This window comes from Hymenobacter sp. HD11105 (assembly GCF_054051685.1).
Genome location: NZ_JBSWBR010000002.1, coordinates 194,622 through 213,637, shown reverse-complemented (window position 1 = coordinate 213,637; position 19,016 = coordinate 194,622). Strand labels below are relative to the sequence as shown.

General features: G+C 50.9%; 13 protein-coding genes. 6 read left to right on the top strand and 7 right to left on the bottom strand.

The genetic code is table 11. The features are described 5' to 3' along the window. Positions 1 to 217: 217 nt before the first annotated feature. Together ACW9KT_RS07380 and ACW9KT_RS07375 are read left to right on the top strand one after the other, a co-directional pair. Positions 218 to 577, top strand: a complete 360-nt coding sequence (locus ACW9KT_RS07380; RefSeq protein WP_457078891.1) for a PadR family transcriptional regulator — start codon at positions 218 to 220, stop codon at positions 575 to 577. A gap of 48 nt (positions 578 to 625) precedes the next feature. Then, positions 626 to 3,271: a PspC domain-containing protein gene (locus ACW9KT_RS07375; RefSeq protein ID WP_457078889.1), complete on the top strand. Its 2,646-nt coding sequence runs from the start codon at positions 626 to 628 to the stop codon at positions 3,269 to 3,271. A gap of 410 nt (positions 3,272 to 3,681) precedes the next feature. Here the strand turns inward: ACW9KT_RS07375 and ACW9KT_RS07370 are convergent, their stop codons facing one another. From ACW9KT_RS07370 to mce, 3 genes are all read right to left on the bottom strand, one after another. After that, complete coding sequence (locus ACW9KT_RS07370; protein ID WP_457078887.1) at positions 3,682 to 5,112, bottom strand: CCA tRNA nucleotidyltransferase; 1,431 nt, start codon at positions 5,110 to 5,112, stop codon at positions 3,682 to 3,684. Between the two features lie 78 nt (positions 5,113 to 5,190). Further along, positions 5,191 to 5,763, bottom strand: a complete 573-nt coding sequence (locus ACW9KT_RS07365) for an L-threonylcarbamoyladenylate synthase (protein ID WP_457078885.1) — start codon at positions 5,761 to 5,763, stop codon at positions 5,191 to 5,193. 35 nt (positions 5,764 to 5,798) lie between these two features. Then, positions 5,799 to 6,209 carry a methylmalonyl-CoA epimerase gene (gene mce, locus ACW9KT_RS07360; protein WP_457078883.1) on the bottom strand — a complete coding sequence of 137 codons (411 nt, stop codon included), beginning with the start codon at positions 6,207 to 6,209 and terminating at the stop codon, positions 5,799 to 5,801. Between the two features lie 166 nt (positions 6,210 to 6,375). Between mce and ACW9KT_RS07355 the strand changes: the two genes are divergently transcribed. From ACW9KT_RS07355 to ACW9KT_RS07345, 3 genes are all read left to right on the top strand, one after another. Then, positions 6,376 to 7,590, top strand: coding sequence for an IscS subfamily cysteine desulfurase (locus ACW9KT_RS07355; RefSeq protein ID WP_457078882.1), 1,215 nt, complete (start codon positions 6,376 to 6,378; stop codon positions 7,588 to 7,590). 95 nt (positions 7,591 to 7,685) lie between these two features. Then, complete coding sequence (iscU, locus tag ACW9KT_RS07350) at positions 7,686 to 8,102, top strand: Fe-S cluster assembly scaffold IscU (protein ID WP_084446771.1); 417 nt, start codon at positions 7,686 to 7,688, stop codon at positions 8,100 to 8,102. Between the two features lie 89 nt (positions 8,103 to 8,191). Then, positions 8,192 to 8,518 carry a HesB/IscA family protein gene (locus ACW9KT_RS07345; protein ID WP_457078879.1) on the top strand — a complete coding sequence of 109 codons (327 nt, stop codon included), beginning with the start codon at positions 8,192 to 8,194 and terminating at the stop codon, positions 8,516 to 8,518. An 85-nt stretch (positions 8,519 to 8,603) separates the two neighbouring features. Here the strand turns inward: ACW9KT_RS07345 and ACW9KT_RS07340 are convergent, their stop codons facing one another. The 3 genes from ACW9KT_RS07340 to ACW9KT_RS07330 all read right to left on the bottom strand — a co-directional run bounded on the left by ACW9KT_RS07340 (position 8,604) and on the right by ACW9KT_RS07330 (position 16,478). After that, positions 8,604 to 10,898, bottom strand: a complete 2,295-nt coding sequence (locus ACW9KT_RS07340) for a T9SS type A sorting domain-containing protein (protein ID WP_457078877.1) — start codon at positions 10,896 to 10,898, stop codon at positions 8,604 to 8,606. 134 nt (positions 10,899 to 11,032) lie between these two features. Further along, on the bottom strand, positions 11,033 to 14,377 hold the full coding sequence (locus ACW9KT_RS07335; protein ID WP_457078876.1) for a T9SS type A sorting domain-containing protein: 3,345 nt from the start codon (positions 14,375 to 14,377) through the stop codon (positions 11,033 to 11,035). 970 nt (positions 14,378 to 15,347) lie between these two features. Continuing rightward, complete coding sequence (locus tag ACW9KT_RS07330; RefSeq protein WP_457078874.1) at positions 15,348 to 16,478, bottom strand: IS110 family RNA-guided transposase; 1,131 nt, start codon at positions 16,476 to 16,478, stop codon at positions 15,348 to 15,350. A 312-nt stretch (positions 16,479 to 16,790) separates the two neighbouring features. Between ACW9KT_RS07330 and ACW9KT_RS07325 the strand changes: the two genes are divergently transcribed. After that, positions 16,791 to 17,783, top strand: a complete 993-nt coding sequence (locus ACW9KT_RS07325) for an IS110 family RNA-guided transposase (RefSeq protein ID WP_457078872.1) — start codon at positions 16,791 to 16,793, stop codon at positions 17,781 to 17,783. Between the two features lie 51 nt (positions 17,784 to 17,834). On the opposite strand, the gene ACW9KT_RS07320 is transcribed toward ACW9KT_RS07325, so the two are convergent. Then, on the bottom strand, positions 17,835 to 19,007 hold the full coding sequence (locus ACW9KT_RS07320; protein ID WP_457078870.1) for a glutathionylspermidine synthase family protein: 1,173 nt from the start codon (positions 19,005 to 19,007) through the stop codon (positions 17,835 to 17,837). Positions 19,008 to 19,016: the final 9 nt, after the last annotated feature.

Here is a 19,016-nt window from a genome sequence, read left to right as displayed (position 1 = left end):
TCAGTTTTAGTTTGTGAGCTCTCGGCGTAGCATTGGGTGTATGGCAAAAAATGCCCCCCAGCCGGCTATTGAGCATTTAACCCACCCTTCTAAAAGAAAAATCTTCCAAAAACGCCATGTAAGCAGGTGTTTGAAAATTATTTTCACAAGTACCTTGTGTTGCATAGTACCTTTTACTATCTTTGACTCATTCTTCACCGATATCTGCCCAAAGCCCATGAAAGTAGAGAACACCCAAGTGCAGATGCGGAAGGGCATCCTAGAATTCTGCATTCTGGAAATTATCGCCCGTGGCGAGGTCTACGCCTCCGACATGCTGGAAGAGCTGACATCAGCCCGCATGATTGTAGTGGAAGGCACGCTGTATCCGCTCCTAACACGCCTTAAAAATGCCGGCCTGCTCGATTACACTTGGAAGGAATCCACGTCGGGGCCGCCGCGCAAGTACTACACGCTGACGGCCGTGGGCATAGAGTTTTTGCACCAGCTGCGCTTGACCTGGGAAGAGGTAGCCGACTCGATCCGCATCATTCGCCAAAAGCCGCATGTGAACGGCTCTGCTCTGGCGCAGCAGTAGCGCCGCCTCCACCTTTCTTTCGACGTTTTCCTGATTTGCAGCACTGAGATGAAAAAGAACATCAGCATCAACCTCCAGGGCATCATCTTCCACATTGAGGAAGATGGCTACGACGTACTGAGCCGCTACCTGGCAGAGGTTAAAGCCCACTTTAGCGGCTACCGTGGGCACGAGGAAATCGTGGCCGACATCGAAGGTCGCATTGCCGAGCTATTTGGCGCTCGCCTCTCTCCTACTAAGCAGGTTATCTCCCTAGAAGATGTGGAGGCCATGACTGCCAAAATGGGCCGGGTGCGCGACTTTCAGGCCGCCGACGATGCCATGGACGATGAAGATCTGCTGGCCTCAGCTGTTGATAGCGGCACTGCGGCTGGCACATATGCTCGCCCCGAGTACTCTTATAACAGCACTGGCACCAGTGCCGGCGCAGCCACCGCAACGGCCACAGCCGAAGCGACTGAGCCTCGTCGCCTCTTCCGCGACATTACCAACAAGAAAATAGCCGGTGTATGTGCTGGCCTAGCCCACTACTTCAGCATCAACGCTGTATGGGTGCGCTTGCTAGCTTTGGCCTCTCTTTTCTCGCCTATTTTCGGCGACTTTGTAGGAGCTCTGCCTGGGTTCACTTTGCTGGCTTACATTATTCTATGGATAACCCTGCCTAAGCGCCATGACTTGCCCGAGCCTATGGGCACCGGTATAGGTGGTGGCGAGGCTACCGGCGAGCGCAAGCTTTTCCGCGACACCGATACCGGTAAAATCGGTGGCGTATCAGCAGGCTTAGCGGCTTATTTTAAAGCTGATGTCACCTTGATTCGCATTCTGTTCGTGCTCAGCTTGTTCACGGGCTTCGGCTTCTTGCTCTATATTCTGCTCTGGATTGTGATTCCTGAAGCCCGTACCGTGTCGGAAAAGATGCGCATGCGCGGCGACGCGGTAACCCTTTCGGGCATAGATAACAGTTTGCGTAACAATGCATTCGAGGCAGGTGCTGTATCCGGCAGCGGACGGCAGGTAGGGACTTTTCTTGAAGAGTTGGCGCGTAACTTGCGCCCCTTGGTCAACTTCCTGGGAACCCTGATTCGGATTTTTGCGGGCATTCTGCTAGTTATCATCGGCTTCTCAATGCTGTTGGGTCTGACCATCGCTCTTGGCATTGGCTTGGGCTTAATTCCTGAAACGAATAGCATTGTCACCGGTGATATGCCAGCCCACGTGCTGCTCAATGGTCTCCCTGTCTGGTCGCTTTTTGCCTTCTATCTAACAGCAGCCATTCCCTTCCTGGCCCTACTGCTCTCTGGCCTAGGCTTGCTGTTCCGTCGCTCAGTACTTACTCGCACCGTTGGTTTGACCCTGCTTGGGCTGTGGCTCCTCGGCGTAGTTGGCTCGTCAATAGCGGCGGCTCGTATCAGCCACGAGTTTCAGGAGGAAGCTGATGTGACTCTTAACCAGAGCTTTCCGACCATGCGTGCCTCCACCATCTATCTCGACATCCGCGGCACCGACCACAGTCATGAGCAATGGGTAAATGCTCGGATAGCAGCGGTGGATAGCAACCAGGTAGTATCCGTTGACAAAACCTTTCGGGCAGAAGGGCCTACGGAAGAGGAAGCTCGCAGCACGGCTACCTCGACCATAGCTTATACCGTACGCCAGCTAAACGACACCACGCTGATCTTTGATGACCACTTTTCTTATCGTCCGGGTGCACGCTACCGCGATCAGGAAGTGAGCGTAACGCTCAAATTGCCTCGCAACCGCACTTTCCGCCTTGGCGATGGCACGGCCAGCTGGTTCGGCAGCAACAGCTTTGTTGGTGATAATATCCCTGAAAATGCGAGTCAGCACCTCTATCGCCTCAAAGGCAACCGCTTCGAATGCGTGGATTGCACGCCCGAGGAGCTAAACATCGATACGGACGAGAGCACCGACGAAGAAGGTGAATTCAATATCGACGTTGACGAGAATGAGGAGAATGGCGACGTTAATGTGTCATTGGACTACGGCGGGGCTCCTAGCTTCTCTACCAATGCAGATGAATACGGCTCTGCTCGAGAGACTTACAGTGAGGACGACTTCCGCCAAGTGAGTGTGTTAGGCTCTTATCGAGTAGTTATTCGCCCCGGTGATACTTATCGGGTAGAAGCGGCTGGCGGATCAAGGGGCGTGAGAGATGTGAAGGTGGAGCGCAGCGGTGGGGAGTTGACCATTCGCTCGCGCCGCCGCAACATATTTGGCGGTGACTGGAGCCGTGATCAGGACAAGGTCTTGATTACGATCACTATGCCAACGCTGGAAAAGCTGGAGTTGGCTGGTGCCGTACGCGCCGACGTTGCTGGCTTCCAAAACCAATCGAAATTCGAAGTAGACCAAGCAGGTGCTAGTCACTTACGCTTGGTGGGCGATTACCAGACCCTCGATCTGGACTTGGCTGGCGCGTGCCGCACCACCGTGAGGGGCCGCGTGGAGTCGCTAAACGTAGATGGTGCCGGCGCGTGCGAGTTAGCCGCCGCTGGTCTTACCGCCCGCTCTGCCGACATCGATTTGGCCGGTATGAGCAAGGCCCGCCTGCGGGTAGAAGAAAGCTTGCGTGCCGATGCTGTTGGCGCCAGCGTGATTGAGTATACCGGCAATCCTAACAGTGTAAAGGTGAGCGACGTGGGAGCTTCCCGCATCACGCGCATCAACGAATAAAAAAGCCCCCCAGAGCCTAACACATGGCTGGAATCAGCCTGCAGAAGAATGGCCGAAGGATAATTTTTTAAATAAAAAAGTGTCGATCGGGCAACCCTGTGCCTGTAACCTTCATCTATTTATTGAGTGAATAGATTTTAGGGTCTAAGTGAGTGAAAGGTGGACCCTGAGGAAGCCCTCTACCCAATCCGAGCTGCAACTGGGAGGGTAGAGGCTTCCTCAAACTTTTTTGAGCCTATCCTAGCCACTTGCTCCCCGGAAGGTAGCGAGTTGGGGCGCAAGGCAACAGCAGATGATCTGGCAGGTTTGAAGTAAATTAACTCCGTACTACACCTGTTGGTCTAGCTTATTTTGCCTCATTCTATAGATAGGAAGCAATTTTAAAATTGCCCCTCATGCCTCGTATTTATCTATTGCGGAGCTGATGACTGGGTAGATGTTAAGCCTTTGGCCCTACCTAGCTCTAGCAAAAAGGCAAAAGCTTCAGCTAGCTCATTGCGCACTTTGCCATCCAGAATAGCTTCTAGCACGGCTTCTTTCAGTTCGCCCACTTCGCGGGAGGGCTTTAGATTGAAGGTTTCCATAATTACCTCACCGGTAATAACCGGCTTGAAGTTGCGCAGGTGGTCCTTCTCCTCTACCTCTTTCAACTTTTGCTCTACCACGCCAAAGTTGCGCAAATAGCGCTCCTTGCGCTGGTGGTCTTTGCTGGTAATGTCGGCCCGGCAGAGCAGCATGAGCCGGTCTATGTCGTCGCCGGCTTCGAACAACAGGCGGCGCACGGCGGAATCAGTTACAGTTTCCTTTACTAAAGCAATCGGGCGCAGATGCAGTTTCACAAGCTTTTGCACTTGGCGCATTTCTTCGCCCTGGGGCAGCTTAAGCTCGGTGAATAGCTGGGGTACCCATCGGGCACCGCGGTCTTCGTGGCCATGAAAAGTCCAGCCTACTTTGGGGTCGAAGCGCTTGGTAGCAGGCTTTGCAATGTCGTGCAGAATAGCAGCCCACCGCAGCCACAAGTCGCCACCGGCGGCTACTACGTTGTCGAGCACTTGCAGCGTGTGGTAAAAATTATCCTTGTGGGCGTGCTGGCCTACCTTTTCTACTCCCTGAAGCAAAGCCATCTTGGGAAAAATCAGCTGCAACAAGCCTGTTTGAAACAGTAGCTTGAAACCATAGCTAGGCTTGGGGGCCAAAATTATCTTGTTCAGCTCATCGGTAATGCGCTCCTGCGACACGATCTTAATTCGCTCCTTATTGCGGGCAATAGCATCGAAGGTATCGGGTTCAATATCGAAGTCGAGTTGAGTGGCGAAGCGCACAGCCCGCATCATGCGTAGCGGATCGTCAGAGAAGGTGATATCTGGGTCGAGCGGCGTGCGAATGATTTTGCGTTGCAGATCGCCCATACCGTCGTAGCGGTCCACCAACGTCCCAAAATCTTTGGGGTTTAGACTCAAGCCCAAAGCATTGATGGTAAAATCGCGCCGCGCCAGGTCTTCCTCTAAAGTACCTGCTGCTACTTCCGGCTTCCGCGACTCGCTCCGGTAGCTCTCCTTCCGGGCTCCTACAAACTCGATTTCTACCTCCGGTGTGGGCAGCATGGCTGTGCCAAAGTTCTTGAACACGGTTACGCGGGGCCGGCCGGGCAGCTTTTTACCTACTGCCTGCGCCAGTTGTATACCATCGCCTACGCATACCACGTCAATATCCTTGCTGAGGCGCTCTAAAGCTAAGTCGCGCACGTAGCCGCCAATTACATAAGCTGGGAAATTTAACTCTCCGGCGGCTTCGGCAATAACCCGGAAAATAGGCAGATCAGGTAGCTGGGGAGACTTCATAGGAGCAACTGGGGGGCATTTTAGGCCACAAAGGTAGCACTCCCAGTTGGGCTGTGGGGCGAATTTTCGGCTGGGCAGCTACTCGCGCACTATTTCTAGCTGCCCATCTGCCCCAAATCGTACGACTCGCGAGGGCGCAACCGTAGCTACATCTTGCTGCCGCCAGCCCACCACATGATCCACGGCCCGCACGATTTTGGGGTCTACAACAGCATAAGTAGCCGGGGTAGGCTCACCAGCCAGGTTAGCGGAAGTAGACACTACCCCGTGACCTAGCCGGCGCACCAGCTTATGACAGAACTCATCCTGCGGAATGCGCATGCCAATGGTACCATCAGGACCTAGCAGTTGCGGGGCCAGCCGATGGTTGGCTGACAAAATATAGGTGGTAGGGCGAGTTTGCTCGGCTAATGCTTGGTCTAGGCCAGCGGGGATGTCAGCAGCGTAGTGACGCAACATATCCAGATCGGCTACCAGCACTATGCTAGGCTTGCCCTCGGGCCGGCCTTTTAGTTTATAAAGCCGCTCAACGGCCCGCGGCACCTCGGCGTCGCAGCCCAGGCCCCACACGGTATCGGTCGGGTAGAGAATGATTTGCTGGAACAGCAACGCCTCGACAGCGGCTTCTACTTCTTGCTGAAAATTAGCCACAGAGCTAGGAAATAAGAGATGAAATGATTTTTCGCTTACTCAGGAGCAATCTCCTGGCACAGCTCCACCAATACGCCAGCTGCACTCTTCGGGTGCACAAAACACACGAGCTTATTATCGGCCCCACGTTTGGGTTCCTCGTTCAGGAGCGTAAAACCCTGCTCCCGCAGCCGCACCATGGTGGCCCGAATATCCGCTACTTCAAATGCCACATGGTGAATGCCTTCGCCCTTCTTGCTTAGATAGCGCGTAATGGCACTATCAGGGGTCGTACCGGCAAGCAATTCGATTTTAGATCCGCCCACTCGAAAGAAAACCGTGTCGACGCCTTCACTGGCCACATGTTCCTGCTTATAAGGCTCTTGATTCAGGAGCGTGCTGTATAAAGCAGTGGCTGCTTCTAGGTCGTGTACGGCCAAGCCGAGGTGCTCCAGATTTGTAAACATAGCGGGCAAACGATACGGGTGAGGAAGCTTACTTAGAATATCTCTACTTTTGTGGGCGCAAAGTAAAACCAGTTTGTTTGTTTTGCTGTTCTAGATGCGAATGATTCTCCACTGAGTTACCTTTGGACTCTCATTGGTTTTCCGTTGACTCACTGAAATTCGAGCCATGCTCAAGCTACCTATTTACCTCGACAATAACGCCACCACGCCCCTCGACCCGCGTGTGCTGGAAGCCATGATGCCTTACCTCACTGAGGTATTTGGCAATGCAGCTTCCCGTAATCACCCCTTCGGCTGGGCAGCGGAAGAGGCTGTGGACTATGCCCGCGAGCAGATCGCTCAACTCATCAATAGCGACCCCAAGGAGATAATTTTCACCTCAGGCGCTACCGAATCTGATAACCTAGGTATTAAAGGCGTTTTTGAGATGTATTCCCAGAAGGGCAATCATATCATTACCGCTACCACTGAGCACAAAGCTGTGCTTGATACCTGCAAGCACATCGAAAAGATCGGCGGCAAGGTTACGTATCTTCCGGTAAACCGCGAAGGTCTTATCAGCCTGGCCGACCTGGAAGCCGCCATGACTCCCCAGACTATTCTGGTGACTATCATGTACGGCAACAACGAGACGGGCACTATTCAGCCTATCCGTGAAATCGCCGCTATTGCCCACAAGCATGGCGCCCTGTTTATGAGCGATGCCACACAAGCTGTTGGAAAGATTCCAGTTGACGTTCAGGCTGACGGCATCGACATCATGGCATTCACTGCCCACAAGATGTATGGCCCAAAAGGCGTAGGTGCTTTGTACGTACGTCGTAAGAATCCTCGGGTGAAAGTTACTGCCCAGATGGACGGTGGTGGCCACGAGCGCGGTATGCGCTCGGGTACGCTCAACGTTCCTGGTATCGTAGGTTTAGGCAAGGCTTGCGAGCTGGCTCGTCTGGAGATGGACAGCGACGCTAAACGCCTTTCCGCTATGCGCGACCGTCTGGAGAACTCCTTGCTAGAGCTTGAAGAAAGCTATGTGAACGGCTCCCGTGAGCACCGCTTGCCCCACGTAACCAATATTTCTTTCACGTATGTGGAAGGTGAAGGTCTGATGATGGGCGTGAAAGACCTGGCTGTATCTTCTGGTTCGGCCTGTACTTCAGCCTCTTTGGAGCCTTCTTACGTATTGAAAGCATTAGGTTTGAGCGACGACTTAGCGCACTCTTCCCTCCGTTTTGGGTTAAGCCGCTTCACCACTGACGAGCAGATCGATTATGCTATCAATCACGTAAAAGAGGCTGTAAACAAACTCCGCGAGATGTCTCCGCTATGGGAGATGTTCAAAGAAGGTGTTGACCTCAGCAAAATTGAGTGGGCTGAACACTGATTTAGACCTGAGATCGAGACACGAGTAGTGAGGCTCTTTTGTCTGTTATCAATGTTTAGTCTCACACCTCATTCTAACTTCTCAACTCTACTATAATGGCTTACTCCGATAAAGTAATCGACCACTACAGCAATCCCCGCAACGTGGGTACGCTGGACAAAAGCAAAAAGAACGTAGGCACCGGCCTCGTGGGCGCTCCTGAGTGCGGCGACGTAATGCGTCTGCAAATTGAGGTGGACGAAGCAACCAACACCATCACCGACGCCAAATTCAAGACGTTCGGTTGCGGTTCGGCTATTGCCTCTTCTTCGCTAGCTACCGAGTGGCTGAAAGGCAAAACTGTTGACGAGGCGCTGAGCATCGACAACATGGAAATCGTAGAAGAGCTTGCTCTTCCTCCGGTGAAGATTCATTGCTCAGTACTAGCTGAGGATGCTATTAAATCGGCTATCAACGACTACCGCGTAAAGAACGGTTTGCCAGCCCTCGAAGAAGCCAAGTCGCACCATTAATCTGTTGCATTTGTTAAGGCTTGGAGAGCCTGTTATTTTAAGCAGGCTCTCCATAATTGACATTGTACACCTCGTAACTGGCAATTCCCATGATTACCGTATCTGATAAAGCCAAGGAGAAAGTAACGCACCTGATGCGCGATGCCCAGCTTGACGAAACGTATCGTCTGCGCGCCTCGGTAGCAGGTGGCGGTTGCTCGGGTCTTTCCTACAAGCTTGATTTCGATAACGAAGTCAAGCCCATGGACCAGGAGTTTGAAGACAAGGGCGTGCGTGTAGTGGTCGATATGAAGAGCTTTCTTTATCTGGCCGGCACCCAGCTCGACTTCTCCGATGGTCTGAACGGCAAAGGTTTCTACTTTGATAACCCTAATGCTTCTCGCACCTGCGGGTGCGGCGAAAGCTTCTCGGTATAGTGTATTTAAATACCATAAAAAAGCCCCCAGACTAAGTCTGGGGGCTTTTTTATGGTATTTATCTAGCAACAACAGGCATCTCTCATTATTCTACCTGTTTCATAAACTTATGCACCTGCCGGCCCTGCGCTCTTTCTATTTCCAAATAATAAAGCCCTGCGGGTAACGTCGAAATATCGAGTGTAGTAGCTGCAGTGGTTGTCTGACCTTGACGCAACGCTTGCCCCGTAGCCGATACTATGCGGTACGTAGCAAGGCCGTTATAGGATAATTGAAAAGTAAGCTGGCGCTGAGCCGGATTTGGAAATAGCTCATCTCCCGCCCCGCTTTTCACTGCTACAATATTCGAGTAGGCTACCATACCATCGAAATCGATTTGGCGCAGGCGGTAATAGGTTGTAAGACTGCTCAAAGGCGTGCCATCAATGATGCAGTAGGTTTGCTTCTGCGTGCTTTGGCCCTTACCCTTCACCTTAGCGACCCTTTCGAACTGGCGACCTTCGGAGCTGCGTTCCACTTCAAAGCCATCATTATTCTTCTCCATAGAAGTAGCCCACTGCACAACCACACCTTGTGTACGGGAAGTTGCCGAAAATGAGATAAGGTTAACGGGAAGCGGATTATTCCCTGCAACAGACTCCGCATATGTGCTGGCTAACGCAAAAGTACCGAAGCTGGCAAAAGGCGTAACGGATGTGACAGTGCCCGCGGGGATTCCGCTCCCTGTACCACCTAAGTCCTCCCAACTCTGGTTATCGGCTGAAGATTTAGCGATACGCAACTTTTCTGCGCTATCCACTTGATCATCGGATCCGTAACTCAGCTTAATAGACCCATTAATAAAGTTGGTAGCGAGTGAGCTTCTGGTCACGGTGAAATAACGAACTGACGATACTTTCTTAATATCTCCCGTGAAAGTCCGGGCAATCGGCTTGCCTTTCACTTGCTCAACAGTATACCGCACTTCAGTGGCATCAGCATGGTTTATAGTCAGCGTTAGGGGGCGGTAAGCAGTAGCGGACCCTATCGGGAAGTCGAGGCTAGTGCTGCCGCTGGCGGCTACCATTCGCGTGAGTGAACCCACTATGAAGCTGTTTTCGTGGCCATTAATAGTAGCTCCTGCTGTCAAGGTAAGTGACCCGGCGGCGGTTGTAACGACGTTGCCTTTAGTCAGCGTTAGAGATTTAGCTATTTGCGTAGGTGTTTGGGTCGTTACGCCAGTAGCGTTATCGATTGTAACCGTGATGTTGTCGCCAAACGAAACGGGAATAAGCGGAGAAGCTGCACTCGTAATTAGTTGGCTATTGTTACCATTAAAAGCGATGTTAGATGCACTTAGTGTATTTACTAATGCACCCCCATTCAATACTAGGTTGCCCTTTATATTTGCGTTAGCAACATTTAGGCGCACATTGCCTGTCAGGATAAGAAGGTCATCAAGAATAGTTAAGGGCAAACTTGAAGCGGCGATAGATCCCCCCACGATTGCCGTACCAGTCGTTGAGCGGTTGTATTCCAGAAAGCCATAGGTGCGACCCGATAATTGTGGACCGGCAGTCGTTGACGTTACAGAGTATGTATACCGACTGCCCTTCTCAAAAATCGTGACTGGAGCTGTAGGTAGGCTTGTTCCAAAGGGAGCACTGCCCCCGCGATGATCGTAGGTAGAGCCATTACGAAAAACAACTGTCCCACTGGACTCAGCCCTGTCATTGAAGGGAAAGCCAGTGAACAATCTTTCGGCTCTAAAAACGCTACCAGCAACAAATTGAATAGTGGCAACTCCTTTTTTCAGAGATAAGAGTTGATGCGGATCGTTGGTAAGTGATGCCGTGGTACTGTTACCAAAAATGAGGCTACCGGCAATCAGAGCAGTGCCCTCGGTGCCTAAATGAAAGGCAAGACCCGCTGTGGATCTTACGCCTTCCGGGCTTTTCACTTGCACTGAACTACCAGTAGTAACTTCAAAACTGGCACCTGTGAGTGCAGCCGCTAAAGTCAATTGCCGGGCTGGAGGTGCTGCTGTGGCGTCCGCATTAGGCAGGACAGTTAATACAACTACTATATTATTGATGAATCGTAGCTGTCCAATGGTTTGAGGAGAAACGAAATCAACCAATACATTGGCTGAACCAGTTCGATTTCCGTCAAAGAGCAAGATGTCGTCAGATGCCGGAATGCGCACTGGTTCCCAGTTGCTAGCCGTACTCCAATTATTATTGCCCCCTGTGCCTACCCAGGTATAGGTTAGGGCATGAGCTTCTAAACTAGATATGAGGGAAAGGAATAAAATGCTCACTAATATCAAAGAAGATTGTGAGCGGAAACGTAAAAAACAAGTAATAAGGCTCATGTAATAGTTTAAAATAACAATCTCCAAATTTGATTAAATCAATGCCGCGCAAGTCTCAAACCGTGCCACTATTTGGTTTTAGCACAATAAAAAAGCCCCCCAGACTCTGGGGGGCTTTTTTATTGTGCTAAAACTGTTGGGCTCTATAAATACGTGGAATATTAATTCTTCACGATTCGGCGAGTCACCTTCTGCACGTTGTCGTTTACTGTTACCAAGTAAGTGCCGTTAGAGAGGCTGTTCATGTTTACTTCACCATTGGCAGCTAATTGCTCTGTCCGAACTACTCGACCGGCCAAGTCAGTGATAGTTACTTGCACACTGGTTTTGATAGCATGTGGCAGGCGAACATTTAGAATATTCTGTACTGGGTTAGGGTACATCGTTATTTCTGTCATCTCACCATTAGCAATGCGGACGACCGATGAGAGGCTAGTCTTACCATCAAAATCAATCTGCTTCAGACGGTAGTAAGAAACGCCAGATAAAGGCTGCTCATCTACAGCTACGTAAGTTGTTTTGCCTGATGTATTACCCTGTCCATTTTTGAATAGGATGCTAGTGAAAGTAATTCCATCCTGACTGCGCTGTACTTCAAATCCTTTGTTATCCTTTTCGCTGGCTGTTTCCCAGGTAAGGTTTACGCGGTTTTTGTTCAGCTTAGCAGTGAAAGAGATCAACTCAACGGGGAGCGGCAGACCAACCGCAGGTACTCCATTGATAGGTTCTGGAGTAGCTGGCGTTTTATAATTTTCGGCGCTACCTACACCTAAGTTATTGTACTCAAAGATGTAGAAGTAGTACGTCTGGCGTAAGTCCAAGCCTTCGATAGTAGCTTGACTGTTTGGACCAGCAAATACAGCGAAATAACCAGGTGCTACCTCATTGCCTGCGCCGTATACTTGGTTACCAGTTTGATAACCGCGACCGTCAAGTGGTTGCTGGTTGGGTGGTAATTGAGCATTAACGCTAGCGACAATTAAACGATTCTCTCCATACCCCAAGCTGACATAGTTAGCCGGCAAGGCGAAGAAAACTGTTGCCTTATCACCACTCCGACTTACTCTAAAGACAGTTTCCTCGGTTGGCTGGGTTGCGATTGAATTACCTAACAGGATACCATTTCCAGCTAAAGTTTGCAGCGAGTTATTGTCAACTTCCGTGCTCTGGTATTGCAAGTTAGCTGAAGCACCACCTACCCGAGTTGGAGCGTAACGCACGAATATTTGTTGGTCGACACGGAACGTGCTTGGATTAGGCGTTAACGTTACCGTTGGGGCAAAGTCTGCATTGTTCAGTGATACTTCAAACTGTGGGGTCCGGTTTGGGTTGAATGGGTTATCTGAGTCGGGTGATACCGAAATGGTAACTGCCTGACGCACACGCTCCGCAACAATCCTCTGGCTCTGACCCGTAGTTTTCGTATTGATAACCACGTTTACCGCTCTAGTGAATGCGTTATCCACATCTACATTCGGGATGCTGGTACCTGTTAAGGCTAAGAATACATCCTGTGCTGGTGAGCTAGTAATAGAAATAAAGGCACCTGCTTCGCTACGTGGAGTGGCTGGAAGATACCGCACGTACACCGTAGTTTGGGGCACATTGCTTCCTACTAATGGCAGCGTGATTGAATTACTAGTTGTGGTTATACCTGCAAAATCAGCCTGGGTTGATACCTGAAAAAACTGGGGGGCTTTTATCGTGATAGGCAATAGCAAGTTCGTACCCGATACGGTAAAGGTTTGTGCTACTGATGGCACATTTGATACCGTAGAGAAGGACACTAGATTAGCAGACGGGTTGATAGTTGACTCACCGGCTGAGGTGTTGTTAGCCAATATTGTTACCGTTGCCGTAGTTGAGCCGCCCGTGGTAGGCGTGCTGGCAATGATAGTCCCACTAAATCTGCCGACAGCTACTGGGCCAATTAGTCGAACCTCAATACGCCGAGGAATAACGGCATTATTAGCGTCACGGCTAATTTCAATGGGGCCATTGATAAAGCTTCCTCCGGCGGTAGCATCGCGAAACACGATATTATTAGTGCTACCAGCGAGAGTAATGGATCCAATCAGATTAGTGCCACCCACTTCAAAGGATAACGTTTGAGCCGATCCGCTACCCGTTACGGATTGGAAGTCTATCCTGTCAGGATCAACAAAAACCGAGGGGCCAACTGGAGCTGCGGTGCCTCGCCCTTGCAGGCCGATGGTACGGGTAGTAGCGCCAGTAGAGGTGATCGAGAGGGAAGAATTGATAACCCCCGTAGTAGTCGGTACAAAGCGCACTTGTAACAAAGTAGCACTAAGTGTCCCCATTGTAGGGCTCAGCGTGATCGGCGCACTTGTGAAGTTACCAGTGTTACCTAGTCTGATCTGAAAATTAGCAGCAGGGGGCGAAATGGTTACATCAGATGCTAAAGCTTCCCCACTCACAGTGAAGTCAATTGGCTCCGAGTTACGGCCTACTTCAGTAGTACCATTGAAGGTAACACTGGTGGGTGCTACCGTTAATTGAGGCGTAGGAGCTTGACCCGTACCTCTAACAGTTACTGAACGGCTTTCCGAATCGGGGCTTGAAAGCGTTATAGTTGCATCATACAACTTAGCCTCCTTGGGAGCAAAGACAACACTCACCGCTGTGTTTGGTACGGTTCCACCTACTGCCGGTAACGTTGCGGTTGTGCTATACGCATTTGTGCCCGTGCGCACTAAGAATCCATCGGGAGCGCTTACTGTAATAGCACCCGTCAAGCCAGCACCACTAACGGTTATCGTTCTGGCACCAGATTGCTGACCTACTATAGTATTGCTAAATAGAATTCCATTTGGTGTAACCGCTATCCCCTGCTGTATACCCGTTATTTCAATATCATCTAACCGGAAAAGACGGTTTACACCACCAACTTTTACAAATCGAATGTAAAGCTCATCAACTTCCGGAATGTCAGCTGGGTCTACCTGTACTACTTTCCAACCGCTAGCATAGGTTAATGTGGAGTTATCAGCTGCGGTATAAGCAACATCGAAGAAAGAGGTTCCATCACCGCTAACCTGCACCTTAAACTGATTAGCGATATTACGCCCCACCGATCCCGGTACCGTTCCAGCGAATACACTAAACTTCAAATTGAGGTCGACTAAATTAGACGTAGAAAGACCAGCAATTACAAAGTCAATTTCATTAGAGCTAGACTGAAAAGCCTGGCTTCCTCCAGCTGACGAAGCAACACCGAAGGTTAGTTCAGGTGCCGTTGTGCCTGCTGGCCCTCCGCCAACAGCGGAACCTAGCGCACTGCCTGAATACGTCAACTCAGGGTAGTCAAAATCACCTTCATCTTGCGCGCTACCAATCGTCTCGAAAGGCGATATAGTACCCATCGTTTCAAGAATCTGGTATGCCTCCTGCGCCTTACTCAGAGTTGGCACCCAAAGTAGAAGCGCTAGCAGCAAAAGACGGGTCGGAAGTCTTCGCAGACAACTACTTAAGTAGTATTGTTTCATAGATTAAAGAAAGAAAAGTGATGTTTCAAAAAAGTAGAGTAGTGGATGATTTTACTTTGTGACTATTAACTAATAAGCTTGGCAGCAACACAAGAGCTATTAAGTTTTAACGCAGTATGTCAATTGCAAAAATTATAAATGTTTTAATAGCAGCTGTTTACATGCCGTTTTACAATCTGACAAAATTAATACATTTACTTGTTGTGTTTCACAATTAATATCACAAACAGTTATTATAAATACTATATCATTTTAAAAGATTAAATTTTCAGCACACACATTAAGTATTAAATCATCATTATATAATAATTTATTTACTAAGCAAACATCTGCAGCATGCAGTTATCATCTTGCTGATGCGTATAAGCAATTAACATACCTCAAATTTCTTATTAATTGCATATAATCTATATTAATTAAAAGTTTATCTTGATCCATAACCAACCTCGAGTGTCCTAGTATTGAATGAGATTTATCACTCTCTTTTGTGAATTCCATTGTAAACACTTTTACCATACAGCCCATAGTTCGAACATAATCTCAAAGTGACATATCTTGATTGAAGACAACTTAATATTGATTGTTATTCTTATAAATAATTGTACTATTAATTTAAAATATTTGGCACCGCTCTTTTTGTATATAAATGCTGCAAGCAGCAGTTAATACTTAAGAAAAAGAAGGAACCCTACTGCTCAAAGCAAAGCAGTAGGGTTCCTTCTTTTTCTTAAGTAATAAAATACTATTTAGGTAAGCTCAACGGGGATTATCCTACGTTCGCCTACCCACCGTAAAACCGGCTATTGAAAAGGAAAAGGGAGGCGTAAGATTCATCGATTATGGAGCCATTACGAGCTCGTTTAACATGACAATCCCCTCTCTTTTCTAGGACTACTTTGGACAGTTCCAGGAGGCCAGCGAGCCTGTATTAGATACTGTGATTAAAAACAACCCGATGGACTGTTTTTTATTAGATTAGGGCTTCTAAAGGAGCGCCCGTGGGTGCATCCTGCGTAGCCTCGGCACCTACGGGCGTCGGGGCTACTTCTTGGGCTTTTGCCGTCGCTGGGTGGTAAGCAGGATCATACATCTGGTCATTTTTCCAAAGCGAATAGCAGAGCACGAGCAGCTTGCGCATGACGGCAATAACGCCGACCTTCCCGTTGGGGGAACGGGCCCGCAGCCGAGCGTAAAATGCTTTTTGCTGCTCGTTGTAGCGCAGACTGCTCACCGCCGGCAAGTAAAGGGCCGTGCGTAGGCGGGCGTTGCCGCGCTTAGAAATGGCCGTAGGGCGGGCTAGGTTGCCACTTTGCCGCTGCACCACATCCAAGCCCGCATACGAGGTCAGTTGCCGCTCGTTCTCCACCAGAGCGAAGCCGCTGGTTTCGGCCACGATGGTTATGGCCGTCGTCAAGCCAATGCCCGGCACACTGGTCAACTGGGCCAGCTTGCGAGCCAGTTCGGGCATGGCCTCTACCAGGGCTGCTGTTTGGGTATCGATGGCCCACAGCTGCTCCTCAAACAAGGCTTGGCGTTGCTGCAAGCGCATCAGGGCCTGTGGGTCAGGCTCGTAGCTGTGCGCATAAGCGTGGGCGCGGTTCTTCGTCTGCGCGGCCTGGGTGCGCAGCGCGGCCCGCTCGCGGGTAAGCGAGCGAAGCTGGCGCATGGCCGGGGTGAGCGGCTGCCAGGCCGGCAACTGGCGCTCTAGGCCCAAGCGACAAAGCAGGCGTGCGTCGAGGGCGTCGGTCTTGCTTTTCTGTTCCGTACTGCCGGCAAAGTGCTTGACCTTGTTGGGCAAGAGCACGCTCAAGGCTTGCTGCCGCGCACTCAGATAATAAGCCAGTTCTTCGTAATAGACGCCCGTGGCTTCTACCACGTACCAGAGCGGGCGCTCCGCCTCTGCCTGAGAGGCGGCGACCCATCCCTGCAACGCCTCGAAGCCGGCGGCATCGTTGGCAAACTCTGCCACTTTGCCTAGCCGTAGGCGTTGCGTGGCGTCAATGCTGCCCAAGCAGGCAGCAAACGTGGCTTTGGCGATATCGATGCCAACCACATATTTGAGTACAACAGGCGGCAGTGCCACCGGGGTAACAGCAGGCATACAGGCGGAGAAAAGAAGGTAAACAATACGTCTTACCCACAGGGTTTTCACCGCAACTTTCCTCGTAACATGCGGGATGCCACCAAGCCAGGGCTCCCTTTATACTGTCCAGTCTTCGGGCGAAAACAGAAGGCGGGGCACAGTTTCTAATACCCAGCATCACAGCCGTGTGGCCGCGTGCTTCAGGATAGCTGGTGACCCCGCCTTCCTTACCGGTAGCGCCGATAAGATACGGCAGCACAATCATACGAGGATAGCAAAAGACTTCCTAGAACTCCTTTTTATCTCGTTCTCACCGTCACTCTTCTTGGTATGATTTCTCCTCTTTCTCTCCCTGTGGTTGGTGTTGATGTGAGTAAAGCTACCCTGGCCGTCTGCTATCAACCCACTGACCAGCAGTTCAAGCACTTGGAGGTGCCCAACACCAAAGCCGGCTTTCAGCAACTCGTGCAGGCTTGTGGGGCGCAGTGCTTATTTGTGATGGAAGCCACTGGTACCTATAATCTGGCGCTGGCTTATTACCTGCACGAGCACGGTGGGCAAGTGGCCGTACTCAACCCCTTGGTCATCAAGCGCTTCATTCAGATGCACCTGAGCAAAGGCAAAAGTGACCGCAAGGATGCGCAGTGGCTCTTGCGCTATGGCCAGCAACAACCCTTAAAGGTCTGGCAGCCGGAGGAAACGGTGTTGGTCGAGTGCCGCCAGCTCGAACAGGTGACGGAGCAGTTGCTCAAGCAAAAAACCATGGTGAGCAACGCCTTGGAAGCCATGCAACGGCAACCCATCATCAGCAAGACCGCGTTGAAACGGTTGCAACAGACTCTAAAAGCCCTTAACCAACAGGCCGATGCAGTAGAGGATGAACTCCTAGTCCTACTCGAGCAGCGATTCGGGCCAGAAATCGCGCTGCTGTGCTCCATTCCCGGCATTGGGCGCAAGACGGCCAGTATGCTGCTCTTGTTTGCCGGCGGCTTCACCCGGTTGGACAACTATCGGCAACTCATTGCCATGGCGGACCTCTCGCCGCGCGAGCACAGCTCGGGCACCAGCATCCGCGGCAAAGTGCGCATCACCAAGATGGGTGGGGGCTTGATTCGCGGGAAACTCTTCATGTGCAGCTTCGCCGCGAAGAAGTTCAATACCGCCTGCCAGGCCCTGTATGAGCGACTCGTGGCCAAAGGCAAGAATGGAAAAGTAGCCCTCATTGCCGTCTGCAACAAGCTGCTCAAACAAGCCTTCGCTATTGTCAAATCGGGCGTGCCCTATCAACCTGATTTTAGCTCCAAACTGGCCCTGAATGCTTGACTTTTAACACAGTTCGTGTTATGAGGAGTTTAATCACTGTGTTCTTGTATACTATTCAATGATATGCGCAAGAAATTCTGACAGATTGGTAATCACAGATTTATCTCGACGAAACCCTAAGGCACAGCCTTCGCCAGCCCAAAACACGCCCGCCTGATAGCGTCGCTGCTGCTGATCGGTAGGCAGCTCGGCCCAGCGTTGCCGAACCTGGGGCTGGGGAGCAAATTCGCCGGGCACTTCAGCAGCTACTCGCCCATTTTGCACTTCGGCCACGTTTTGGCCTTCCCGTCCAAACAAAGGCTTCCGGACGTAATGGCCCGATAGATCCTGCAAAGCAGCTTCTAACAATAACGGATGGTGTGGATACACTTGCCAGAGCCAAGCTAGGATTCCTTTGCTTTGAAATAATAAGGAGTACGCTGGATTTGCAATCATTACGTCGCGGCTGAGCAGCAACTGGCTCAGATCAGCGGTAAGTTCGGGCTCCTCCTGCGCTAAGATCTCCCACGGCACTAGTTTAAACAAAAACCCGAAACGCTGCCATTGATTGTCTTCTATCGGTGCCCATACGCCTCGCTCCTCTCCTGCCACGGATACTTGCATAGCATCCACCGAGCATAGGTGAACGTGCTCGAAGCCTGCTTCGCGGGCCGCTTCGGCTAATACAGCGCAGTTGGCCTCATCTTCCTGACTATCGGGTAAGTAGACGAGTAGCAAGCTGGGCTCTAGGTCCGAGTTCAGCTCCAGCCATTGACGAAATTGTGCGCTCAATCCCTCAAATAGTCCGTTTGCCTGTCGGCTCTCGTCGGAGGTGCCGGCGGCTACTAAGCTGGCCCACTGAACTACAGCGGTTTCGGGCAGGCTGGTGGCTGTGTCAGCATTGAATTCCAGCAGCTTCGGGCCGTCGGGGGTTTGAACCAGATCAAAGCGGCCGTAGATATGCCAGTGTCGCTCATCGTTCCAGGAGTGGCGTACGGCAGCCCACAGGTTGGTCGGAATAGCTAATAACTGGAGTAGATCGTCGGGAATTGGATCAGGAATCGACTCCACTAGCATATTGTAGAGGGTATTGGCAGCCTGTAGCAAGGTATCTGCTTCCTCTTCCGATACAACTACAGCCTCGCGGGCCACATAGGTGGCGCAAGCCTCTTCGATAGCCCAGTCCCAACCCAAACCACGTACGGCCGGCGCAATATCGCCGGTAAGAGGTAGTAGCTTAATCATTTAACAATG